Origin of the sequence: Lysinibacillus sphaericus, from assembly GCF_000600105.1 — a bacterium.
GTDB classification, from domain to species: Bacteria; Bacillota; Bacilli; order Bacillales_A; family Planococcaceae; genus Lysinibacillus; species Lysinibacillus sphaericus.
This window is the reverse complement of record NZ_CP006837.1, coordinates 774,140-797,525: the sequence shown is the minus strand read 5'-3', so window position 1 is coordinate 797,525 and position 23,386 is coordinate 774,140. Positions and strand designations below refer to the sequence as shown.

Below are 23,386 nucleotides of genomic sequence, written 5' to 3'. Positions count from 1 at the left end.
GGGCGTAGATAAATGACAACGACAACAGGAACTTGGTGGGAATCCATTTTTTCAGGAGCATTATCGCACGGTATATGTGAAGAGAAATTATTGTTATTACAAGATGAGGCTTTCTTATATCTTTCTACAACACCGGCGGATAAAGACTCGTTATTGGAAGAACCGGAAATAAATTAATAACACAAGGGCATAGCAAAACGTGTTAGATTGATGGCAGTCAATCTAACACGTTTTTATTGTTAATTAATCGCAACAATGTTTTGTAATTTATTAAGTTCAGCTTCTAGTCGATTATTTGCATCATCTTCAATGGCAAAGTTCCCATTCTCTAGACGAATAATTTGTTTGTCGACAATATATACGGAATGGGCAATATTAATAGCACCTAATACTGCCAAGATAGGTTTAAGAGCATATTCTAACGCTAGTAAATGGCCAATAGAGCCTCCCACTGCTATTGGTAAAACTGTTTTCCCAACCAATGCTTTTTGTGGCAATAAATCTAAATAGGTTTTTAAGATGCCTGTATAAGATGCTTTATAAATCGGTGTTAAAATGACTACAATATCTGCCTCCTCAACCTTTTTATTTTCTGCTATAATGTCATCGTTTGCATAGTTTGCTGTTATTAACGCATCCGCAGGCAGCTCATGTACATAATTTGTGTGTAGTGCTACACTGTGCGCGGTAAAAAAACGTTCAACCTTTTCTTGAATGGCCGTTACACGTGAATTCCTTGTATTACTACCATTTATAATCACTACATTTGTCATATAGGACACTCCCTTTATCGTGTTTGTAATCAATTAAATCAAAGCTCCGCAATGGACATTGCACTAAAACAAAGAGGCTTCTATTTACAGTCAACAGGAAAATTGTTGTGTAAATAGAAGCCTCTAGATATCTAGTCAGCATAATTCAATACCAAGTAATCTTATAAATTTAATTTAACATAATATTTTATAAAGTCAATAAACTTTATCGGAATTTAGAAAATAATAAAGAGTTGCCACAACTAACATGTGGCAACTCTTTATTATTTTATTGATGTATCGCTTTGCCAAATACAGCTTTTGCGGCATCACCAATATGCTCTGATACTGTTGGATGAGGAAATATCATGTCTGCCAATACTTTTACTGTACCTCCAGCATTTTTCGTCGCTAAAATGGCGTTGAGCATTTCAGTGGCACCATCAGCTACCACACACGCTCCTAAAATATGTCCATCCTCTTTCGTTGCAATAAGCTTAACAAAACCTTCTTCATTGCCCTCCATCAACGCTTTTGAGTTCGTGTTAATCGGTAGTTTTGTCACTGTATACGCTTGTTCAACTTGATCTTCTAGCAAGCCGAATGTCGCAATTTCAGGATGTGTATAGACGCAACGAGGAATTAGTGCTTGGTCAATCAACATGCGTTTTACCCCTAAAATATGGTCTACAACATAGATACCCTCTGCACTAGCAGCATGAGCTAGCTGGTAACCTCCAACTAAGTCACCTATGGCATAAATATGTGGTTGACTCGTTTCATAATGTTTATTTACAGCAATTAATCGACCATCAAAATCAAGTCCAAGCTGCTGGGCAATTTCCGTATTTGGGCGACGCCCTGTGGCAAATAATAAGTGCTCGTATGTATAAATGCCTTTAGATGTATGAATTTCTTTTCCATTAAAATGCTCAAATTGGAAATCGGTAATAAGTTCAATACCGAGTTTTTTCATCTTTTCTCGAATTATTGGTCGAGCATCAGGTTCTTCTGTCTGTAAAATATCTTCACTATGATTCAACAATCTTACTTTCGTCCCGAGTGGTGCCAAGCTAAATGCCATTTCCACTGCAATAACACCACCACCGATAATCGTTAGTTGTTGTGGAAGTTCTTCTATATCGAAAAAAGTATCCGTTGTATAATAAGTTGCGCTTTCTAACCCTTTAAATGGTGGCACAAATGGCTTACTACCAGTTGCTAAAATAATGTCCTTTGCTAAAAAGGTCTCTTGATTAACCGTTACCGTTAAATCGGCAGCAACCGTCGCCTCACCACGATAAAATGTAATGTGATTGCTCACGATAAAGTGTTCAATATTTTCTAAAAGCTCTTGGATAACAGCATTTTTACGCTGCATTAAGCGTGGGAAATTCACATTCAAAGCTGGCGTTTCGATGCCCCAATCATTGCCTCGTTGTATCTCCTGCACGAGCTTACTATGTTCTAACATAATTTTCGAAGGAATACAGCCAACATTATAGCAAGCTCCTCCCACTTTATTACGCTCTACTAAAGCTACTTTCATCCCACTTTTAGCTGCATGGATGGCTGCAACGTATCCCCCTGGACCTGCACCAATAATTGCAATATCAAATTGTTTCACTTTTTTCACCTCATTTACCACCTTAACATTTACAAAATTTGAATGCAATGACATATAAGGCCACGTGTGTTACCCGCGAAATATGGTGCAATACCCGCGATTCAAGACGGTTTATCCGCGAAATACTGTACTTTACCCGCGATGCAAGGCGAGTTACCCGCGATTCTATTTATTAAAATTAATCCAGAAAACTTCTTTACTTCCGTCTTGCTTTATAAGAATTGTTTTAACAGAATATCCCCCAGCTTCGTAATTTGTAATATTTTCTTCTGTTGACATTGCTCGTGCATTCGTGCTTGCTGCCACTCTGTAACTGCCAAAGTTACGCTGAAGTTGACGTTCTCCATTTACCATTTTATAAAGCTCAAAACGCGCTTCTTTAGCATGGAGCTTGCCTTTATTCATATCACTTTTCAACCAAGCTTTTAGCATAACTTTATTTGCTGCAACTTTTGCCTCTACTTGAATATCTCGATGATAATATTGTTGTTCTGCCTGTGATAAATATTTTTGTAAAATCTTTTTTAATTCATTTGCCGATACACGATTGCTAGAGTCAATTCGTTTAATATGGACAGTTCCTTGACCAAATAGATTATAACCACCTTGTGTAGAATAATCGATTGTATAACCCGTTTCTTTTACAGCTTGCTCTGCAATTCGATCATACACACCATATGGGTAAGCAAAGGATTTTGGTGCTTTCCCTGTATATTTTTCGATTAATTGATGCGCCTTTGTAACATCCTCTTGAATGTATCGTCGACGCTCGTCATTTGTAAGGGGCTCTCCATTTTTCTTTTGATTAAGTATCATGGCCTCATGTTTTGCTGTGTCATTTTTACCACGCCAATGTAAGTCATATGTATGGTTGCCGATATGAATAATGCCAGAGTCGGACATTTCCTTAATTTGCTGCCAATTCGCCATTGGTACATTTTTTCTGAAGCCTATTTCTACGTCATTGGCAATCACAAATAATGTTGCTTGCATACCCATTTCTTTTAAAATAGGATACGCTATCTTATAAACGCTTTCATAGCCATCGTCTATCGTTAAAAATACAGATTTCTCTGGAATACGACCGTGGCCTTGTAAATAAGCGATAAGCTGATCCTCCGTAATTGTTGTATAGCCGTTATCCTTTAGCATCTTCAGTTGCTCACGAAAGAGCTTTTCTGTAATATTAATATTTGCTATTTCCTTATAATCCCCAAACGAATGATAGTTAATGACCGTAACACCTTTAGCATTACTAGATTCGTAAAATTTTGTCGCCTTTGCTGCAAAAGCCTCATCTGATGTAGCTATGAAGAAGCAGACAAGCACAACAAAAAATATTATTATTTTCCTTATGTACTTCATAATATTGGTCCCTCTCTCAAAATATAGTCCATACAAGTATATACGATATAATGAAAGACTGAAAGAGACTAGGACAAAAGAGAAAAAGTGTTAGATTGACTTCATTCAATCTAACACTTTTTTGCTATGCTGTTGTGGCTCGTTACGAGTAGTGCGTTCCCTAAAATGACTTCAACTCAATAAATATTACGTTGCCAAAAACGTTGCTGGGCAATAGCATCGACAAATTTTTTAGCAAACCCTGCATTTCCAGTTGCTAACACAATACCTGGTCCAACGTTTGCATTCGACATATTAAAAAATGTCGTGCCTGTTGCAGCAATTCCAATTGGTTTGTAATGTCGGTATGCCTCATTAATATAATTGACGATATAGGTGTTAAACTTTGCTTGATTATCTGCTCGAACACCCACAACATACAGGGAGTCAAAAAGTACTGCATCTGTCGTAATAAACGTTTCACTTGCCGTTAACTGTACACCATTATTTGCAGTTACGACACCAAGTCTATCCGATATTATGCTATAACGAACCCCTTGCCTTGTTAAATATTTCAGCACTTCCCCAACCTCATTAGCATCAAAGCCATCACCAATCAATACACCAACTTTAAGTGTTTGAGGCAGTTTTACTGTATTTGCCTGACTCAAAGCGGGTGATGATGCCGTAACCTTGGATTGCTCGCCTGTTGGTCGATTGACGCCAACATTATCCGCAATCGTTATTGCCATCGCTTTATCAACATGGACAAACATATCCACAACTTGCTGCCGCACCGATTTACTTTTGACCTTGCCTACCTCGAAACTAAAAGCATCGATGATATGCTGTTTTTCAGGTGGCGACATGCTATTCCAAAATAGTCGAGCTTGTGAGAAATGATCGTCGAAGGATTTACTACGCGCTCTTGTAATTCGTCCCTCAACCTTTTGTTCATAATGCACAAATCCTCCTTCTTTTGCTGTAGAGGTTGAAGGCGTATTGCCTGCAAGCGAATTTTTATGATAACTAACCTTGCCCATATTAATCGTCTGGCGACTGAAGCCATTGCGTTGATTATTATGAATCGGGCAAACGGGTCTATTAATCGGAATCTCAGCAAAGTTCGGTCCACCTAAACGAAGAAGCTGTGTATCAATATATGAAAACAAACGCCCTTGTAGCAGTGGGTCATTCGTAAAATCAATTCCTGGTACTACATTTCCTGGGTGAAAAGCTACTTGCTCTGTTTCCGCAAAAACATTGTCCACATTGCGGTTTAAAGTCATTTTGCCAATTCTTTTTACAGGTACTAGCTCTTCAGGCCATAATTTCGTTGCATCCAAAATATCGAAATCGAACCTAAACTCTTCCTCTGGTTCAATCATCTGGACGCCAAGCTCGAACTCTGGGTAATCTCCAATTTCAATTGATTCCCATAAATCTCGTCGTTGAAAATCGGAATCTTTACCACCAATAATTTGTGCTTCGTCCCAAACAAGTGAATGTACACCTAATACAGGTTTCCAATGAAATTTCACAAATCTTGACCGACCTTTATCATTTACAAAACGGAACGTATGCACACCAAAGCCTTCCATCATCCGAAAACTTCTAGGAATTGCTCGATCAGACATAACCCACATAATCATATGGGCAATTTCTTGATTATTAGCGACAAAATCCCAAAACGTATCATGAGCAGATGCTGCTTGAGGCATATCATTATGAGGTTCAGGTTTTACGGCATGAATTAAATCAGGAAACTTAATCGCATCCTGAATAAAAAACACAGGAATATTATTGCCGACTAAATCATAATTGCCTTCCTCAGTATAAAATTTCGTTGCAAATCCTCGCACATCACGCGCAGTATCCATTGAGCCTAAACTCCCTACTACTGTTGAAAAGCGAACAAATACGGGTATCTTTTTTCCAGGCTCTTGTAAAAATTTTGCTCTTGTATACTCTTTCATCGACTCATATAGCTCAAACTCTCCGTGCGCTGCAAAGCCTCTCGCATGCACGACTCTTTCGGGAATCCGCTCGTGGTCAAAATGCGTCATTTTTTCCCGAAAATGAAAATCCTCCATAATGGTCGGCCCACGCACACCGGCTTTTAACGAGTCTTCATCATTGGATACTTTTAATCCCTGATTAGTCGTCATCTTCGTTCCATCATTATTGACACGAAATGCATCTAGTTGTTGATCCTTCACATTTTCGGTTAAATCCTTATTTTGATTTGAATTGGACTTATCCACGCAATCCCCTTTCCTACTATTACTAATTACGCTCTATATTCACTGTATGTTTTTCTGACATAAACATGCTTCGAAAATGATGATAGGTGCAATGCACTAAGCGCAAAGAAAAACCTTGGCTAGCTATAATGCTAGTCAAGGTTGATACATGTCTATTTCGCTACCTTTGCTATCTGCGTCATCTTTTCAAGCTGTCTAACGGTTGGCGTTAAATTCGCTAAGAAATATGCCTCGCGCAGCTTGCGTGATGGTGTACTTCCAGCAATATAGCCCGCAGAACCATTATGTAGCATGTTAGCTTGAACTGCTGCTAATGTTTGATATACGCCTTGCAAGCGAATCTGACAAATCGCTTGTAACGTAACATCGCCCGATTGTACTAATGCTTGCAGTAATGCTTGTAAATGTTGTAGTTTCTCTTTTAGTTCATCGGCTTGCACCTGCAAATATTCATTGCAGCCATTTTGCTTGGCCTTGACCTTTTCTATGCCTTCAATCGCTGCCGCTACTACTCCAAAGCCAAGTGGAATTTGATACAGTACAAATGTTGGGCGAATACTATCCACGAATGTGCTTGCTTCTTGTGCTACTACATAGTCATCCCCAACAAAGACGTTATCAAATTTACAAGTATACGTAGCACTACCATTTACGCCTAAGAAGTGATTTTTTTCCTTTAATGTAATACGCTCATGGTCCGTATTTACAAAAACCATCACTTCTTGCTCACCGTTATAAGCAATTGCACCAAACCAATGATTGGCTCCTAAGTTTGAAACAGCAGGTAAAATACCATTTACGACATAGCCTCCATCGATGCGTTGTGCTGTTAAATGTAGTTTTTCTAGACCAGCATAATACTTCATTGGATTCGATAAACCCGTTGCACCAAGCACTTCTCCACGTTCAAGTAATGGTAAAATCTTTGCGCGTAATAGTTCATTGTCCGTTTTACGTAAATAAGTTAAAGCTGCAAGGTGGCACCATAGGCAAAATGCAGTTGTCATACAAACTTTCGCCGTCTCTTGTACAATCGTTAGCTCATCTAGTAGTACTGTTTGCTCGTCCTTTTGTGTTGAAGCAAAAAATCCTGCTTTGCCGAGTTCCAATAAAAAATCCTCCGCATAATAAGCTTCCTCATCAATCTTTTTTACAAACGGTTTTAATTTTTCTTCAATCAACGCTTGTAAGACTACTTCATCTACTGCCATGGTTTCCACTCCTATCCTCTACTTATCCGCTAATTCAGTTAACGATGTGATTGGTGTTTGCACTGCCTCACGGGCACGTTTTACAGCGGCTTCATCCGGTGCATCATAGAAGCACAAGCATTTCGTCATATCTTCGCATACATATGTGCGAGAAAAATGTACTTCTGGTACTTCTTCATAATGCACTGAATTTTTCTTTTTACGTGCCAAATATTGATCCATTGTAATTTCTGCTGGTATTTCCCATTCAACTAAATAGTTCACGACTTCTTGATTTGTTTTAACCTCATCAAGCTCTTTTCCAACTAGACGAACTTCTTTGACTAAATCTGTTTGAATGTTTTGCGCAGTTAGTGCGCTTGTCGCTTGCGCTTCTTCATGCGCTTCCAAGATAAAGTATGCACGGCTAAAATCCTTCGCCACTTGTACTTCAATTACCGTTACCTCTTGTGCTTGCCCTACACGCTCTACTAGTGCTGCAAATTGCTCTTTGTTTGATACTTCACTTACTGTTGATTCTACCAAAAATAAACTCATAGTAAATACCTCCGAATAGTTTGTTTTTTCTTTATGTGAGTTATTTTATTATACTTACTTAATAAAAACAACTGAATTTACTAAAAATTATAATTTGTGCTACACTACTGCTTGGAGGGAACACTATGAAAACACGTTATGATTTACCATGCAATATTGCACAAACTTTAAACATTATCGGTGATCGTTGGACATTGCTCATTTTACATGAGCTATTGATTGGTCAAACAAACTTTAATGACATTAAGTTAAATTTGCCAGGCCTTTCTGCAAATTTATTGTCCGCTCGTTTAAAATCTTTAGAAGAAGCAGGTCTTGTCGCTTCTACACTCTATTCAGCCCACCCACCACGCTACGCCTATTCTTTAACGGAATCAGGAAAGGCATTGGAATCCGTTTTTAACGCGATGATTTTATGGGGCAGTGAGCATTTGGATCCTTGCTATAAAGAAATTGTTGATGCCCAATCAGGTGAGCGAGTAGAAATTGGGTACTATTCCAAAACAACGGGCGAACGAATTGACACTATTCAAATACGTGCTATTCAAAACGGAGCTAACCAATGATTCATTGGACTAGCTCTTTTTCTACCCTTTACAGAGATCTAAGCACTTTGCCCACCCCAAATTTTCGCAACCCAACGTTCAAAATAACGAATCGATTTATCGAGTAGTAAGCCGAGTACACCAATCACAATAATCGCTGCCATTACTAAATCAAGACTAAGTGAATTTCGTGCATCCACTATTAAAAAACCTAGCCCGGATTGCGCTCCTACCATTTCCCCAGCAACTAAAAAAATCCACGCACTTCCTAATGCCATATGCAGACCATTTGCAATCATAGGAAATGCCGCCGGAAATACAATTTTTCGCAATAAATTAAAATGGGACATTTCGAAATTGGCTGCAATCCGTAAGTAAGTTGCATCAACTTTTTTCACTGCTGCCACCGTGGATAATAGCACCGGGAAAAATGCAGCAATAAAAATAATAACGATGGCGGGCATATTACCAATGCCGAACCATAGCACGATAAAAGGTGACCAAGCAATGGGTGAAACAGGGCGTAGTACTTGCACAATCGGATCTAGCACAGCCCAAATTCTCCCCAATCTTCCGACAACTAAGCCGATAATAACAGCCACCACAACAGCTAATAAATAGCCACTAAAAAAACGCAACAAACTAATTTGGATATGTTCGAATATTGACCCATCTTTGATGGTCACTAGAAGTGCATTCAAAACAGCCAATGGTGGAGGAAATAATGCGGCATCATGCCCCCCCATAATCGAGACGAGCTGCCAAACTGCTATCAATAATATAAATCCAAGTAATATAGGTCCTATTTTTTTCATACGTATGCACCTACTATTCTTCCAATAATGTCGTATCAACAAATTCCTCATAGCTTGGTGGGTTTTCTGATAACCCCATCTCAATTAATGAATCTCTTAAAATGGCATACGCATCCGCTTCAATTTTCAAGTTATGATACGAAATCCAATTTAACGATAAATCTAAAACATCCTTGTCAACTTTAATATATTTAGCCACTACCTCATGTGCATGGTCTCCTCCCTCATTCATCAGCTCTCCAGCCTCGGCATAATCCTTGACGAATTGTTGGGCAATATCTTTATTTTCTTTGATAAATGCTTGGCGAAGTACTAATCCGCAATCGATTGAATTTGGCCATAATTCCTCCGATTGAAATAATACCTTGCCTTTTTCAAGCGCCACAGAAATCGCACCAAATGGCTCTGCTACTACATATCCTGCTATACGACCTTCTGCAAGCGCAGCTGGCATTTCTGCAGGCGGTAGTTCTACCACATTGACATCCTCATACTTTAATCCCGCTTGCTGTAACATGCGGTACAACAAAATATTATGTGTAGAGTATTTATTAGGAATTGCAAAACTTTGTCCTTTTAAATCCTCGACTTTTTTGATTGTTGGTGCTGTCACGATAACATTGCCATCTCGATGCCCTAAAGCAACTGCCTTTAAGTCAATCCCCTGTTCCTTGGCCTTCATTGCTAACTGAATCAGCACTGATGCGCCTTCAATTTTACCGGTATTTAAAGCATCCATTAGCTCTGGCCATGACCCAAATTTAACGAGCTCAATGGCATATCCTTTGTAGGTTTTATCTGTTTGCATATATAGCGGTGCTGCATGGGTAATTGGTAAATAGCCAATTTTCACAACTTTTTTATTGCTCTCTGCTTGCGATGCTGTACTTTTGTCATCCGTCCCACATGCCGCAAGCGTTAACAATAGCATGAACACGAATAGCAAGATGCCTAATTTCTTCTTCATTTTTTATCCTCCATTTTAAATGTTATATTCAATCGTATCTTGCGGGTGGGTAAACTGGAATTCATTGAAAATAATCTCACGGAAATACTGAAATTCTGAATCTGAACGATCTCGTGGTTTAGCACTTCGTATATACAGCTCACGATGAATGCGACCAGGATTTGGACTCATAATAAAAATGCGATCCGCCAAGTAAATGGCTTCGTCTATATCGTGGGTTACCAGTAAGATGGTTGTCTGCTCCTTTTTTTGGATGGCAAGAAGCTCGTCCTGTAAGTAATAGCGTGTAAAAGTATCGAGTGCAGCAAATGGTTCATCCATTAAAATAACCTCTGGGCGAATTGCGAGTGCACGTGCTATCGCGACCCGCTGTTGCATACCTCCTGATAATTCACTCGGTAAAGCCGTTAGTCGATTTTCTAAGCCGACAAGCTTCAAATAATACTGTGCCCGTTGCTGTCGTTCAACTTTAGATAACGCTTCTCCTTCTAATGCGAGTTCCACATTTTTTTGTACCGAGCGCCAAGGGAGTAACCCGTAATTTTGCATAAGCATCATACAGCGTTTGCTCGCCTTTGTTACAACCTGACTTTCTAGCAATACTTGTCCCGTAGTTGGCTGTTCAAATCCACCTACTAAATTCAATAACGTACTCTTGCCACAGCCACTTTTTCCTAAGATGGCTATAACCTCTCCCTTTTGTATATCCAATGAAATTTGATGGAGCACTGTCTGCTCAGCAAATGCTTTACTTACCTGTTGAATAGAAATTAACGGTGCTGTCATAATGCTATTGTCACCCCATTTTAATCTTTATAATTTTACTAGGTTTAATATGCTTTAAGTTATTTTATTATACTCAGTTTAAAATTTCAACCTAATTTCAAGAAAAATATTTGAATTCCGACAATTTGCCACCTCACTCTATCAGCTCAATAAAAAAAACGAGGCTAAACAAAAGAAAAAAGTGTTAGATTGACTGCAATCTAACACTTTTTCGCTATGTTGTTGATGTCCGCTACGGGCGGTTTGTTGTGTTTGACGTCTTAGGAGTCGTCTCCCTCCGCTACCCTCAACTAGTTTTCACTTCTAATGGTTCTTTTTTGCAAATACAAGAATAACAAATTCTCCTCCATAGAAAAATTTACGAGCACCTTACCTCTGTTTCTTAAATTTTCTAGTTATGTCTTAGCCTCGTCATCATCATCCTATAGAAGATAGCTTCGATTCTATAACAAAAGGGAAACCTCTTTTAAAATATGTATTGAATCATGTCATGTATATTGCAATAAGGATTTTCACGATTTTCTGTATTGCGAAATGACATCATTTTTGAACAATTTTGAATTGCTACCTCATGTCGAAGTGCAATTGGAGCAATAATTGACTCGTCCGCCTTATGACGGAAATAATGTGTTACTCCAAGATGCTCTTCCATTTTGTTATTTAAAACCGCACGAGGATATTTTTCTGAAACATCCACTACTTCGAAATGCAACAATAACCATAATTCAAATGCTTCATTCGTATAAGCAATATGGATATCTTTTTCTTCACAGAATACATTGACTTCCTCTAACTGTTTCTCAGTTAAATCATCCTTATCGAAAACAACCCATACTTCATCAAAGTATTGATAGCTGGAATCACGAAAAGCATGTTGTGCTAACTTAATGGCAGAACGCTTAACGTTTTTTATCTTTACACTCACCATTTTAGAGCGTTTTAAAATACGTAATTGCTCAAAATAAATACGCTCCGTTTCTCCCTCACAATAAATTAAAATCGTTTTACGGACTGTCCGATTCCCCTGCTGGCGTACTCTCACTGCTCAGATACCTCCACTTCATGTAGATATTGAGTTGATAAGTATTCATTAATAACTGGTGTTGCTCCGAACTCACCCTTTAAATAGCGTTTCGCATATGAAATATCCGCTCGTTTTTTCTGCAAATCAGCAAAATCAAATAAGGAGTATAATTCAGATTCATTTTTAAAGCTTTTATTGACAAACCAGATTTGGTCCGTACGTAATGGTTCATCAAGTAAATTAATTTCATGGCTTGTTACAACAAATTGATTATTGGTATTGCGCTCACTGTTCATAATGGTCATTAAAAATTCACAAATGGATACATGAAAAGCTGTGTCAAATTCATCTATAAAAATCGTCTTTCCTTTATTGTATGCATCTACTATGACACATGCTAAATGCAGCAATCTAATAGTGCCTTTAGAATCCATTGTCCAATTGATTGACTCTGTGCCTATCGGCGCTCCAGCTTCATTAAACGATAAATAATGTAAATCGATATCCACCTCATGAATAATATCTTGTGTATCGCTATCATAGCCTATTGTATTTTTTTCTCTGCGTTCAACACGGCGTGCTGTCACATCTTGAATAGAAAAGTCAGCAATTTTCAATATTTTCATGACTTCTCTCTTAAAATCGTCCTCTTCCAGTTTGCGAATAAGCGGGTGGCTGGCTAAATGTTGTGCCTCATCTAAAAACAAAATTTTATGTAAAAACCAATCAAAAATTTTTTTAGCATCTGGGTTATTAAAGACATTTAACACTGATAAAAACGCGGTATTATTCCGTGTATAGTTAGTCAGTTCAACTGCTGTACTTTGTGCAGTTTCATACACGTATTCTGTACCGTCCCATTGTCTAACAAAAAGCTCCTCATTTATCGCTTTCGTAGTTTTTGTTAGTCGCTCATAAAGAACTTGCTCGGCGTTATATTGCACCTCATAATCATAAAGTGAGCCTTCTAGAAATAACGAAATCACGAATTCTGTCGGCTTATCATGTTGTCCCCCAAGCTTAAATGGCTGGTAAGGTAATCGCAGTTGCTTGACATTATTCAAATTTTCAAAGTTAAACAACAATGAGCGTAAAATTTTTAGCGTAGCAAATAAATTCGATTTGCCACTGCCATTCGATCCAAATATAAAGGCACTTTTCACAAGTCTTAATGAATCCATCGTCATCGTGTGTGTATCCTTTAATTTTCGAATTCGGCTCCCAGCCACCATTGAAAATAATGTCTCGTCTTTGTAACTTAAGCAATTTTTCACTCTAAAATCTACTAGCATACTCTAGCCCCCGTTCCCATTCCACCACATTTCTTTAAACAATAATTATACTATAGTCAGAATAAAAAGGCTGTTCCCAATTTTAAGCCAAGCACCGGAAAATATCAGAATTGTTTGTCTTTGTTTGAGTGACTGGCACGTAACAAAAAGCCTGTGCTCGAAATTTCGAACACAGACCCAATATAGTTATAGGATATAGTTGAGTAATCCACTTTAGATTTCAACAATTTTTTCATTTTGTAGAGCTTGTATTGTCAGTTCGATGCCTTCTGCAAATGAATGTTTGGGCTTCCAACCAATCGCCTTCGTCAGTTTTTCATTATTTAAAAATGAATGTTCTATATCTCCTTCTCTTGCAGGAGCATACTGTATCTCTAATGGGTGATTTAAATGTTGTAGTAATAATATAACTTGATGGAGTGACCATGCTTCATTGGTAGAAACATTGTAGATACCTTGCAGTCTAGCTTCTACTCCAGCATAAATAGCATCTGCTATATCATCAACATAGATGAAATCTCGCGTCTGTTCTCCATCCCCATAAATCGTAAAGGGCCTACCTTCTAAACTACTTTTTAACATACTAGGGATAACCGCAGCTTCTCCTTGCATACGCTGTCTAGGTCCAAAGACATTGGCAAAACGGTAAATTAATGTTGGTAAACGATAATCACGTTGCCACTTTTCACAATACGTTTCCCCAATACTTTTATTTAAGCCATACATTGAAATAGGCTCACTCACATCTGTTTCCTCTAGCGGAGGATAATGACTATTACCATACACCGCCGCAGAAGAGGCAAAGACAAAATGTTTCACCTTGTATTTTGACGAAAAGAAGAGCATCTGGCTAAGCCCTACAATGTTCGTTAAAATATCCTTCATTGGCTCCTGTATCGAAAGTTGAACACTCGTTTGCGCTGCACAGTGAATCACCACATCGAATGCAACTTCCTTAAAGAAGTGCTCGCAAACTTCATCCTCAACATTTAATAAGTACGATTTATGCTCAAAATCAATGTTTCGTAGATGTCCCGTACTTAAATTATCAATTATATAAATATTGGCGCCTTCCTCAAAAAATCGTCTTGCCACAGCACTGCCAATAAAACCATAGCCACCTGTCACTAATACATTCATCCCATCGCCCCCAAAAACAATATGATGTTTTATATGCATTAATTGCTAAAAATATGCAAGCAACATATTACTGGTTTATTTTAACAGACTATCAATAACAATACATATTCCTTCTACAGAGATTGTTTGTCCTAATAGACAAACTGCTAGACTCATTCTACTTTTTCGTAAAAATTCATAATAATAACCAACACCTGAAATAAAAAAATCCGCTCAGACTTTCAAGCATGCCATGAGCGCCAAACGGAAGCGTTTAGCTCCGTTACTCATCACTTGCCAATAAAAGTCGAGCAGATGTTTAGTTAAGAGATTTAGTTTAAGCTGGGTTCACTTCAAGTTCAACTGAAATTTTAATATCCTTGCCTACAAGGACACCTCCTGTTTCCAAAGCAGCATTCCAAGTTAAACCGAAATCTTCACGGTTAATTGTTGTTTCTGCCTCGAAGCCATATACTTCCTGACCCCATGGATTTGTACCTTTTCCGTTAAATTCAGTATCGAATGTGACTGATTTCGTTACATCCTTAATTGTTAAATCACCAGTTAACGCATACTCATCGGCAGATTTTTTGGTAATGCTTGTTGATTTAAACGTAATATTTGGATAGCTGTCTGTATCAAAGAAATCACCCGCTTTTAAGTGATTATCACGGTCTTCACTACGTGTGTTAATGCTTGCTGCATCAATTGTAATAGTAATGTTTGCTGTTGTTAAATCTGCAAGATCCGCTGCTTCGATATCAGCTGAATAACTATCGAATACGCCTTTTACTTTTGATACCATCATGTGTTTTACTTGAAAGTTAATTGCTGAGTGTCCTAAATCGATATTCCATTTTGCCATTTTAAATTCCTCCAATTGTTTGTTTTATATCTCGAATTCGAGATATATGTTAAAATATGAAGTAACTACTTTAATTATGTTACCCAAAAATTAATGAGCTAAACATATGTAGTTACTTCGAGTACTTCTTAGCTTATTTTACATTACGAAAAGTAATCAATTACTTTATGTAACTTACTATATATTAATAATCAATTTACGTCAAGTAATTTATTTTCATTATTTTCGACATCGTTCTTGTTTTAAAATTTGTCGAAGTAGCGAACTTCTTGCTGAAGCAAGTTATCGTTTTACTAATTTCCCTTGTACAACAAATCGATGGTCATCACTCATGACAGAATCTTTGCATGTAGATAGTGTCACAATTTTATCATTTGGTCCAATAGCTACATTCAAATCAATTTGAGAACGCTTTTGCACTTCTTCAATAAATTGAATAAAATCCTTATCTGACTTAAATTCGGTTTCAATATAATAAAAATCAATAGTTGTTTCATAAGCTGCAAATACTTCCACATCATAACCTTCATATAAGGTATCCAGATAAATTGTACGATGTGCTTCAGCATAATCTTGTTTCAAGTAATTTTTCAAACTACCAAACATCGTTCCATCTTTCATGGCATGACCATACAAAATCGTATTGCGATTAATATCGAGTGCATCATTACGATAGTCCATAAAGATGCTACCTGCACGACTTTCACGGTTTTTAAAATTATGGGTTAGATAAAAATCATTATCCTCTGCTTGTAAAATTGGATTGTTGAGCTTTGTATCATCTATAGCAATCCAGCCTACAATGCGCTCATTTACAGCTAATAAATCGTGAAATTGAGATCTTATCGTATAGTTTGATTTTATTTCCTCAGTCGTTTTTGCTTTGTCATTAACTTCTTCCTGGATAGTTGCCAATGTTTCGGCATATATCGTTTGTACTTCCTTTAAAGACTTTGCAGACTCATAATAGGTATAGAGATACTTTACAAGAGCAAAACCAGAATACAAAAATATTGCAATATATATAACTGTTAATAGCCTAGATGTCCATTTTTTCATCGTTCCACCAACTTAAATACCTACTGGTACCATATAAAGGCCAAGCTGTTCATCCTCATTGAAGATTGCTTCAACACCATATACTTCTTTTATGACTTCCTTTGTAATGACATCACGTGGAGCTCCCTCTGCCATAATATGTCCATCCTTCATCAAAATAATATTATCACTATAACGAATCGCTTGATTAATATCATGAAGCACCATAACAATTGTTAGACCATAATTCTTATTTAAAGCTTTTACCAGTTCCAATAGCTCCATTTGATAATAAATATCTAAATACGTCGTCGGCTCATCCAAGCACAATATTTCAGATTGTTGTGCTAATGCCATTGCAATCCATACGCGCTGTCTTTCCCCGCCCGATAAAGCCACTAAATCATTGTCTCGTTTTTCTAGTAAATTCGTACAAGACAAAGCCCAATCAATCGCTTTCTTATCATCCTCATCATTGCGTTTTAACATTGTATGATGTGGCAGACGCCCAAAACTCACTAACTTTTCAATCGTTAAATCTTTCGGTACATCATTTTGTTGATAAACAATCGCAAGCTTTTTAGCAAACTCTTTAGGCTTATACTGGACTAAATCCTTATTTTCCAAAGAAACATTCCCTGATTTCGGCATATGATTGCGAGACATTACACTAAGTAAAGTCGACTTCCCACAGCCATTTGGACCAATAATCGTCGTAATTTTACCTTTTTGAATCTGCGTTGAGACACCATCTAAATGATTGCGTGTATTATCATGGGAAACGATAATATCTTGTATTTCCATATTTCTTCACTCTTTTCGTAATAGGAATATTAAGAATGGCCCACCGATAATTGCCATAATGGTTGAAGCAGGAATTTCAATGGGCGCCACTATCGTTCGACCAATTGTATCAGCTACTAAAATTAATAAGGCCCCTGCTAGTGCGGTAAATGGTATAAGTACTCGATGATCATGACCAACCAAACGTCGTGCAATATGTGGAACTAATAAACCAACAAATGAAATAACACCTGCTACAACAACTGACACGGCTGATAACAATACAGCAACCGCGGCAATTATTAAACGGGCACGTGCTACGTTAAAGCCTAGACTTTTTGCCGTTTTATCTTGTAAAACAAGTAGATTACACCAGCTATATAACGCAAATGCTGCAACTAAACCTATTGCTCCATATGTCGCAATGGTCGACACATCTTTCCATGTGCGCATCGTTAAATTTGACCCAACCACACTAGTAGCAGATGTATTGAGTGAGCCCCCAAGGCTTAAAAATGCTTCTGTCAGACCAGTAAACATCGCATTAATAGCAATCCCTACTAATATCAATTTTAGTGGACTTAAACCCGATTTCCATGACAAGGCAAACACTAGTGCACAAGCAAATGCCCCACCTATAAACGCTAATACTGGTGTCATAAAAAATAACGCTGGGAAAAACGAGATAATAAATAATTGAACAAAAGCTGCCCCTGAAGAAATACCAATAACGCCCGCGTCTGCTAGCGGATTACGCATAACAGATTGCAGTAGTACCCCCGAAACTGAAAGCGCAGCCCCAGCAAATAAAGCAACAAAAATACGAGGAAAGCGTAAATCACGAATCGCCTCCATCTGGCTATTCCCTTCTTCAAACAATGCCCCTATAAATTCAAAAAAGCCCATTTTAATACTACCCGTCGTTGCTGAATAAATCATTGACACTAGCAACAACGCTATTACAATTGAAAAGCTTATTATTTTTTTCGTCATATCGGACTTCCTTTATTCCGCTAGTATTTGTGTATCTATTGTGCGATGAAAGATTTGTAAGCTGTTATCATAAAACGATAAGGCTACTAGAAATATAAGAAAAGCGCCCTACGGCAAGATACTTGCTATACGAGCGACAATTTCAAATACATATTAACGATAGAAAATTTCCATTAGCTGTCCTAACGCTTGCGGTACTTGTAAGGAAGCTGTAGTGCCAAATAACTCTTCTTCTAAATCATATACTTTGCCATTTTTTACTGCTTCAAAATGCTTCCAAATATCATTTGTTTTAAATTCCTCGTCAAACATTTTAACTACTTCATCAGGCATACCGTGTGAAAGGCGTAAAATAATATCAGGATTGCTATTGTGCAAGTACTCCGTATTGGACGCTAAGTACTCTGCCTCTTGCCCTTCCATGACATTTATTCCACCAGCCCGTTTAACTAGGTCACCTGCATAAGAATTTTCAGTAGCCACTAAGTAACTCCCTGGAATACCAAGTAAAATTAAAACACGAGGTCCTTCCTTATTAGTAGCGACCGTTTGGATGGCATCAATATTTTTTTGTAGACCCGACACTAATTGTTCAGCTTGAGTAGTACGGTCATAACGTTCACCTAGCGTTTTAATTTCCGCCATCATTGCATCCACACTTTGGAAATTTAAAAAATGTACAGGTATTTTCAGTTGCTTGAATTTATCTTGTAAATCATATTCTAATGTTGACACTGATAATACATCCGTAGGGTTCAATGATTTTACAATTTCCATATCAGGCTCCATTGCATTGCCAATAGTAGGCAGGCCTTTAAAGCGTTCTGCTAATTTTTTTTCAGTCGTCGGTACAGCAATTGCATCCAACTCTAGCTTATCTAAAATTTCAGCTATTACAACTGTGCCAGCAATAATACGATTTTCACTTTTTGCAGTTGTGTCCGTTGAAACTTCAACCTTTTCAGTGGAGTCTTCATTTGCTTGATCGCTTCCACCGCTACAACCAGCGATTAAAAATACGGTCATCAGTGCGAGTAATGCAAACCAGTTCTTTTTTATGTTGCACATATCGTCATCTCCTAATTATTTCAGTCTTTTTTTGAATTTCTTAAACGACGAATGACTAACCAGCCTGATAAAATACAAATAAGCACAAGCAATACAATTTTTACTTTATCTAGCTGTGCGAGTTGCTGATTTACTGTCATTTTGTTATTTGTCTGTTCAGTTTTTGCTTTCTGTTCCTCTTGCATTTCAGCAGGTTCTTCAACTGCTTCCTCCGCATTTGCATCAAGTGTTCGATCAAAAGCTAACTGTTCTTCCACCATTGTTGTAACAGTATGCTGTACTGGAGGAAGGGGGAGCGAATTGGGCTTAATTGTAGGCTCAACTGTATTTTTCTTTAAAGGTTGCTCTATTTTTTCAGTAGCGATAGCAGGAGACTTCCTCATCACGTTTTGCTTAGGAGGCACTGCTTCTATAGGCTTCCCAACAATTTGAGCCACTTGTTGTTCATTAAATTGTAAATCCACAAAATATTGATGATGATACGCTATCTCTGGAATATCTACTTGTACCCACATCCGAAGTGGGCGTTGGAAATCAACGACTGCAAATTCGACAATTCGCACATTGTCATTTATAGAGACAAGTGTTGGTGCTACTTGCTCACCTAGTTGTTCAACGGTTAGACTCGTTACCCAAGATGATTTTAAAATCGTCATCTGAGCAAAATAGCTGCCGTTTTTTTCTATTATTTTAGCCACTGGATTGACATACGTATTCATAATCGATGGTTCTTTTTTTCCATCGACATACAATATGTAGTCGATTGACCATTCTTTTTCAGGCGCACTTTCTGCGATTTCAGTATTCTGTTCAATCTCTTCACTTGGCGCTTTCACTCTTATCTGAAACTCTTGTGCAAACGGACGACTTTCCTTTTCTAATTCAGAAGCCACTAAACCCTTTATTCGAATTGGTTCTTTTAAGTCTTTCACATCAAACTGAACTAAATTTTCAGTCCACGTTAAAATAGTAGAAAGCGATTTTTCAGGCTGTTCAATATGTATATCTTGTAAAGTATATGGATGATTGATTGTCAAAGACAATGTATATTGACCATTATTCATGTCCAGTGTCGCTTCTTCATTAAAAAATCGGTTTTGTTCTATTCCATCGTGAGTTGAAAAACTTAGTTCAACTTGATAGCTTCCATTTCCTAGTGAACTATCTTCTTCAGCTTGCACATACAGCCATTTAAAATGAGGGGCAAATAAGAAAAACATTGCACTAAGTGCTAGTAATACGATGACTTTTCTTTTGCATGTTTTCATGAAAATTCCCCCTATTTCTCTAAAAGCAACAGTAACTTCCTTCCTCATTTATGTGAGAAAGGAAGTTGCTATTGTTAAACCTTATTATTCTTCAAATTCGTAGAAGAATTCTAAAGAGTTATTTAAAATTTTTGCCATTTGACCACGTGTTAATGGTTTGTTTGCATTGATGTATGTTTTACCATCTTTCGCAACAGATCCAGTCATAATGCCTTCTTTGTAAAGTAATGAGAATGCTTCTTTCGCTTCATCATTAGCAATTGACGCTTGGTCTGCATATGGTAATGAAATTTCAACATTTAAGTCGCCTTCCGTTACTGCTTGGATAGCACGGTAAATCATTAGCGCACCTTGTTGACGAGTTAAAATGCCATTTGGATTGAATTTATCACGAGATTCAACAATACCATATTCAGCTAGCGCGTTAATCGCTTGTTCCGCTTCAATTCCTTTAATATCTTGGAAGCCCGCAACTTCAGTAGCTTCTAATTCTAAAGTACGTGCAATCATTAATGCAAATTGTGCACGTGTTAAATTGTTATTTGGATTGAATTTATCTTGTGGCATGATAATCTCATAAGCTAGTAAGTTAAGGATGGCTTCTTTATTTTCGTTATCATCGATATCTTTAAATGGATTTTCAATTGTTGTTTCTTCAGTATCTGTAACTGGTTTACTTAAATCTACATCAAAGCTAAATTGTACAGTATGAACAGAATCATATTTTACGCCTGCTTTAGGCTCATCTACGATAATATGAATTTCAGCGTTTGTAAGTGCTTTTAAATCTTTTACTTCGAAAGTATAAATACGTTCATTTGTTTCTTTATCTTCCTCTGCTAATACAGCGTCCTTACCATCTACTTTAAATGATTGAACATACTGACCTTTAGGGAAATGCATGCCGACTACATATGTGCCATCTGCATCACCAACTGCTACAGTTGGACTAATATAGTCTTTCATAATAGATTCTTCTTTAGTGCCATTTTTATAAACTGTTACAGTACCTTCATAAACATTTACGTCTTCAGTTTCATCTGTAACTGTTGTTGTTTCTTCTTTTACAGGTTGCTCTTCTTTTACTTCATCAACTGGCTTTACTTCTTCTGCTGTTACTGGTTGGAAATCGAATTCATACCATTTATCCATGTTAGCTGGAGCTGGAACAACTACGTGTACTTTTGCCGCAGTTTTCACTTTTGGATCTACTGGGAATGACACGATGCTTGAACCATCTTGTTGCTTTTCAAATGTTGCATCGACATATTTATCGCCTTGTTTTACTTGGAAACCAGTGATTGTTGTAGCAAATTGAGCTGGAACTGTTAGTTTCACTGTGTATGTACCATCTTTTTCGATAAGTAAGCCTGTACCTGTAAAGTATTTATCCATGTATCCCGCTTCATCTGTATCTGGTTTAAATGTTTGGAACTTTACAACTGTACCTTCAGTTGTTTTTGCTTTTTCTTCCACTTTCACATCTGTAGTAACTGTTGTTGTTGTGTCCGCTACCTTTGCTGATGCAAATGATGGTACTGAAAGTGATGCTGCTAATAATGAGGCAAGTACGATTTTTGTTGCGCGAGATTGACGTTTTTTAGTCATTAATGACCCTCCATTTTTGTTTTGTTTTTTGTTCTATAAAGTAAAAATGCTGATCCTGCAAATGCAACAAGTAACAAATAGGGCGTCGCATCGCTTGTTTGTGGATTAGGCACTTGACTTCCAGATGTTGTTGGCGTTGTCGTATCATTTGGTGCTGCTGTAGCTGCTGAACTTCCCGTTGCTGGTGCATCAAATACTAAGGAAACGCTATATTCATGGTGATAATTAATATCATCGATATCAATTTTCATAGATGTTACAACTGGCTTTGATAAATCTTTCACTGTGAATTGTACAACACGTGTATCAGCTGCCTTATCTTCGCTAACAACCGAAGCTCCTCCTGGTGGTTGAAATTTCGTAATCCAAGCACTATTTTTTAATGTAAGTTGTACAGTAGCTGTGCCACCTTTTACTGTCACCGTTGCAGGCTTTACGAAATAATCGTTTGCTATTGATGCAGAGCTACTATCTGGTTTATTGACCTGATATTTTACAGAATAAGTACCATCAGCAAGTTGAGCAGATGCATGTGGTAATGCTAAATTAAAAATAACCATACTGACTAGCATGACCAACATCATTATTTTCTTCATGTGTTGCACGCCTCCTCTAATTATTATGGAAAATTTTTATCCATTTTCCATTAATCATTATAATTGATATGAATAATATTCTCAATATTTCCATGAAAGCAATATTATGAAAATGTAAACGAAAACTATTCTCAATTACACTCTCTAACCAAAGGATAATCTTTGCTACCAATGAATGTCAACTAGCAATCTAAAAACGTCTTTAATATGTCAAAATTCCCTAAAAAAAAAGAATATTACTGCATCAAACAGTAATATCCTATTATTTTTATTATTTGGCAAAAACTTCAAAAACTCCAATAACAATTAACAACCATCCTGATATAGCGGTAGAGTATTTCCCTATAAATGTTTTACTTAGCAGGACACCAAAATGACTTCCTAAACCCACTGTGATAAAAGAAAATGTGCCTATCGAGATGACCGTCCAAATTGCGGATATACCATTTGCACCGATAGCAATTCCGCCTGCTAAACAGTTTGCCGATAACACGAACCCAAGTGTCATTGCCTCTCTCATAGAAATAATATGATTTTTATCTTCGTCAAATATTTCAGGATTTTTAGCAATGCTATGCTTGGAAAAACGATTAGAGAAAAGTGTAAATATCCCAATCACACATAGCAGAAGGCTCCCTAAAAGATTGGCTGTATGTGGCGAAATATACTCTATTACTGTACTACCAGCCGTTACTGCCACAAAAGTGACAATCATTGACAGTACAGCAATTACTGCATTCGATAAGATGGGAATCTTCACTCGCTTAACACCATAGGCCAAACCAATCCCCAAATTATCTAGATTGGCTGCTATACCAATAAAAATAATGGTGATCCAATGCATGATTTCCCTCCTTTTAAACGATTCTCCATTTTCTCATCAT

23 protein-coding genes and 1 pseudogene are annotated in these 23,386 nt (G+C 37.4%); 2 read left to right on the top strand and 22 right to left on the bottom strand.

Features of this window, described 5'->3' with window-relative positions; all coding sequences use genetic code 11:
• The first annotated feature begins 12 nt into the window (after window positions 1–12).
• The gene (locus tag T479_RS23885) at window positions 13–177 is read left to right on the top strand and encodes a hypothetical protein (RefSeq protein WP_162832713.1); all 165 of its coding nucleotides are present in this window, start codon (window positions 13–15) and stop codon (window positions 175–177) included.
• A gap of 62 nt (window positions 178–239) precedes the next feature.
• Here T479_RS23885 and ssuE read toward each other — a convergent pair whose 3' ends face one another.
• The 6 genes from ssuE to T479_RS03625 form a co-directional block, all read right to left on the bottom strand.
• The gene (gene ssuE, locus T479_RS03650) at window positions 240–773 is read right to left on the bottom strand and encodes an NADPH-dependent FMN reductase (RefSeq protein ID WP_024362277.1); all 534 of its coding nucleotides are present in this window, start codon (window positions 771–773) and stop codon (window positions 240–242) included.
• 268 nt (window positions 774–1,041) lie between these two features.
• The gene (gene lpdA / locus T479_RS03645; RefSeq protein WP_025218699.1) at window positions 1,042–2,379 is read right to left on the bottom strand and encodes a dihydrolipoyl dehydrogenase; all 1,338 of its coding nucleotides are present in this window, start codon (window positions 2,377–2,379) and stop codon (window positions 1,042–1,044) included.
• 165 nt (window positions 2,380–2,544) lie between these two features.
• On the bottom strand, window positions 2,545–3,744 hold the full coding sequence (locus T479_RS03640) for a polysaccharide deacetylase family protein (protein ID WP_025218698.1): 1,200 nt from the start codon (window positions 3,742–3,744) through the stop codon (window positions 2,545–2,547).
• A 176-nt stretch (window positions 3,745–3,920) separates the two neighbouring features.
• The gene (locus T479_RS03635) at window positions 3,921–5,987 is read right to left on the bottom strand and encodes a catalase (protein WP_025218697.1); all 2,067 of its coding nucleotides are present in this window, start codon (window positions 5,985–5,987) and stop codon (window positions 3,921–3,923) included.
• Between the two features lie 152 nt (window positions 5,988–6,139).
• Complete coding sequence (locus tag T479_RS03630; RefSeq protein WP_025218696.1) at window positions 6,140–7,198, bottom strand: acyl-CoA dehydrogenase family protein; 1,059 nt, start codon at window positions 7,196–7,198, stop codon at window positions 6,140–6,142.
• A gap of 18 nt (window positions 7,199–7,216) precedes the next feature.
• Window positions 7,217–7,735, bottom strand: coding sequence for a DUF4242 domain-containing protein (locus T479_RS03625; RefSeq protein ID WP_025218695.1), 519 nt, complete (start codon window positions 7,733–7,735; stop codon window positions 7,217–7,219).
• Window positions 7,736–7,860: 125 nt separating this feature from the next.
• On the opposite strand from T479_RS03625, the gene T479_RS03620 reads away from it, so the two are divergent.
• Complete coding sequence (locus T479_RS03620) at window positions 7,861–8,301, top strand: winged helix-turn-helix transcriptional regulator (protein ID WP_025218694.1); 441 nt, start codon at window positions 7,861–7,863, stop codon at window positions 8,299–8,301.
• Window positions 8,302–8,339: 38 nt separating this feature from the next.
• Here the strand turns inward: T479_RS03620 and T479_RS03615 are convergent, their stop codons facing one another.
• The 16 genes and pseudogenes from T479_RS03615 to T479_RS24280 all read right to left on the bottom strand — a co-directional run.
• Window positions 8,340–9,095: an ABC transporter permease gene (locus tag T479_RS03615; RefSeq protein ID WP_038509438.1), complete on the bottom strand. Its 756-nt coding sequence runs from the start codon at window positions 9,093–9,095 to the stop codon at window positions 8,340–8,342.
• A gap of 13 nt (window positions 9,096–9,108) precedes the next feature.
• Window positions 9,109–10,062: an ABC transporter substrate-binding protein gene (locus T479_RS03610; RefSeq protein ID WP_025218692.1), complete on the bottom strand. Its 954-nt coding sequence runs from the start codon at window positions 10,060–10,062 to the stop codon at window positions 9,109–9,111.
• 15 nt (window positions 10,063–10,077) lie between these two features.
• Window positions 10,078–10,848: an ABC transporter ATP-binding protein gene (locus T479_RS03605; protein WP_024362565.1), complete on the bottom strand. Its 771-nt coding sequence runs from the start codon at window positions 10,846–10,848 to the stop codon at window positions 10,078–10,080.
• Window positions 10,849–11,314: 466 nt separating this feature from the next.
• Complete coding sequence (locus tag T479_RS03600) at window positions 11,315–11,890, bottom strand: RloB family protein (protein ID WP_024362564.1); 576 nt, start codon at window positions 11,888–11,890, stop codon at window positions 11,315–11,317.
• Entirely contained in the window at window positions 11,887–13,164 is a 1,278-nt protein-coding gene (locus tag T479_RS03595) for an AAA family ATPase (protein ID WP_025218691.1), read from the bottom strand. Before T479_RS03595 ends, T479_RS03600 begins: the two co-directional genes overlap by 4 nt.
• Before the next feature lie 213 nt (window positions 13,165–13,377).
• The gene (locus T479_RS03590; protein WP_024362562.1) at window positions 13,378–14,304 is read right to left on the bottom strand and encodes an NAD-dependent epimerase/dehydratase family protein; all 927 of its coding nucleotides are present in this window, start codon (window positions 14,302–14,304) and stop codon (window positions 13,378–13,380) included.
• Window positions 14,305–14,620: 316 nt separating this feature from the next.
• The gene (locus T479_RS03585; protein WP_024362561.1) at window positions 14,621–15,148 is read right to left on the bottom strand and encodes a YceI family protein; all 528 of its coding nucleotides are present in this window, start codon (window positions 15,146–15,148) and stop codon (window positions 14,621–14,623) included.
• 282 nt (window positions 15,149–15,430) lie between these two features.
• Window positions 15,431–16,207 carry a class B sortase gene (gene srtB, locus T479_RS03580; protein ID WP_025218690.1) on the bottom strand — a complete coding sequence of 259 codons (777 nt, stop codon included), beginning with the start codon at window positions 16,205–16,207 and terminating at the stop codon, window positions 15,431–15,433.
• A 12-nt stretch (window positions 16,208–16,219) separates the two neighbouring features.
• Window positions 16,220–16,990 carry an ABC transporter ATP-binding protein gene (locus tag T479_RS03575; RefSeq protein ID WP_025218689.1) on the bottom strand — a complete coding sequence of 257 codons (771 nt, stop codon included), beginning with the start codon at window positions 16,988–16,990 and terminating at the stop codon, window positions 16,220–16,222.
• Between the two features lie 6 nt (window positions 16,991–16,996).
• Window positions 16,997–17,962 carry a FecCD family ABC transporter permease gene (locus T479_RS03570; protein ID WP_025218688.1) on the bottom strand — a complete coding sequence of 322 codons (966 nt, stop codon included), beginning with the start codon at window positions 17,960–17,962 and terminating at the stop codon, window positions 16,997–16,999.
• Between the two features lie 153 nt (window positions 17,963–18,115).
• A complete protein-coding gene (gene isdE / locus T479_RS03565) occupies window positions 18,116–19,021 on the bottom strand; it encodes a heme ABC transporter substrate-binding protein IsdE (RefSeq protein ID WP_025218687.1) in 906 nt (301 codons plus the stop codon).
• A gap of 29 nt (window positions 19,022–19,050) precedes the next feature.
• Window positions 19,051–20,298: an NEAT domain-containing protein gene (locus T479_RS03560; protein ID WP_052599453.1), complete on the bottom strand. Its 1,248-nt coding sequence runs from the start codon at window positions 20,296–20,298 to the stop codon at window positions 19,051–19,053.
• An 84-nt stretch (window positions 20,299–20,382) separates the two neighbouring features.
• Window positions 20,383–21,906, bottom strand: a complete 1,524-nt coding sequence (locus T479_RS03555) for an NEAT domain-containing protein (RefSeq protein WP_025218685.1) — start codon at window positions 21,904–21,906, stop codon at window positions 20,383–20,385.
• Complete coding sequence (gene isdC, locus T479_RS03550) at window positions 21,906–22,502, bottom strand: heme uptake protein IsdC (protein ID WP_025218684.1); 597 nt, start codon at window positions 22,500–22,502, stop codon at window positions 21,906–21,908. Before isdC ends, T479_RS03555 begins: the two co-directional genes overlap by 1 nt.
• A 271-nt stretch (window positions 22,503–22,773) precedes the next feature.
• A complete protein-coding gene (locus T479_RS24285; protein ID WP_304364566.1) occupies window positions 22,774–23,121 on the bottom strand; it encodes a manganese efflux pump in 348 nt (115 codons plus the stop codon).
• A pseudogene (locus T479_RS24280) lies at window positions 23,119–23,352 on the bottom strand (manganese efflux pump); the annotation flags it as partial. The gene T479_RS24285 and the pseudogene T479_RS24280, both read right to left, overlap by 3 nt.
• Window positions 23,353–23,386 lie beyond the last annotated feature (34 nt).

Coding starts and splice junctions, on each gene's coding strand:
- T479_RS03610 (WP_025218692.1), bottom strand. CDS start 10,062: ATGAAGAAGAAATTAGGCATCTTGCTATTCGTGTTCATGCTATTGTTA.
- T479_RS23885 (WP_162832713.1), top strand. CDS start 13: ATGACAACGACAACAGGAACTTGGTGGGAATCCATTTTTTCAGGAGCA.
- T479_RS03625 (WP_025218695.1), bottom strand. CDS start 7,735: ATGAGTTTATTTTTGGTAGAATCAACAGTAAGTGAAGTATCAAACAAA.
- T479_RS03555 (WP_025218685.1), bottom strand. CDS start 21,906: ATGACTAAAAAACGTCAATCTCGCGCAACAAAAATCGTACTTGCCTCA.
- T479_RS03620 (WP_025218694.1), top strand. CDS start 7,861: ATGAAAACACGTTATGATTTACCATGCAATATTGCACAAACTTTAAAC.
- T479_RS03585 (WP_024362561.1), bottom strand. CDS start 15,148: ATGGCAAAATGGAATATCGATTTAGGACACTCAGCAATTAACTTTCAA.
- T479_RS03570 (WP_025218688.1), bottom strand. CDS start 17,962: ATGACGAAAAAAATAATAAGCTTTTCAATTGTAATAGCGTTGTTGCTA.
- T479_RS03605 (WP_024362565.1), bottom strand. CDS start 10,848: ATGACAGCACCGTTAATTTCTATTCAACAGGTAAGTAAAGCATTTGCT.
- T479_RS03595 (WP_025218691.1), bottom strand. CDS start 13,164: ATGCTAGTAGATTTTAGAGTGAAAAATTGCTTAAGTTACAAAGACGAG.
- T479_RS03575 (WP_025218689.1), bottom strand. CDS start 16,990: ATGGAAATACAAGATATTATCGTTTCCCATGATAATACACGCAATCAT.
- ssuE (WP_024362277.1), bottom strand. CDS start 773: ATGACAAATGTAGTGATTATAAATGGTAGTAATACAAGGAATTCACGT.
- T479_RS03630 (WP_025218696.1), bottom strand. CDS start 7,198: ATGGCAGTAGATGAAGTAGTCTTACAAGCGTTGATTGAAGAAAAATTA.
- T479_RS03560 (WP_052599453.1), bottom strand. CDS start 20,298: ATGAAAACATGCAAAAGAAAAGTCATCGTATTACTAGCACTTAGTGCA.
- T479_RS03640 (WP_025218698.1), bottom strand. CDS start 3,744: ATGAAGTACATAAGGAAAATAATAATATTTTTTGTTGTGCTTGTCTGC.
- isdC (WP_025218684.1), bottom strand. CDS start 22,502: ATGAAGAAAATAATGATGTTGGTCATGCTAGTCAGTATGGTTATTTTT.
- T479_RS03615 (WP_038509438.1), bottom strand. CDS start 9,095: ATGAAAAAAATAGGACCTATATTACTTGGATTTATATTATTGATAGCA.
- srtB (WP_025218690.1), bottom strand. CDS start 16,207: ATGAAAAAATGGACATCTAGGCTATTAACAGTTATATATATTGCAATA.
- T479_RS03590 (WP_024362562.1), bottom strand. CDS start 14,304: ATGAATGTATTAGTGACAGGTGGCTATGGTTTTATTGGCAGTGCTGTG.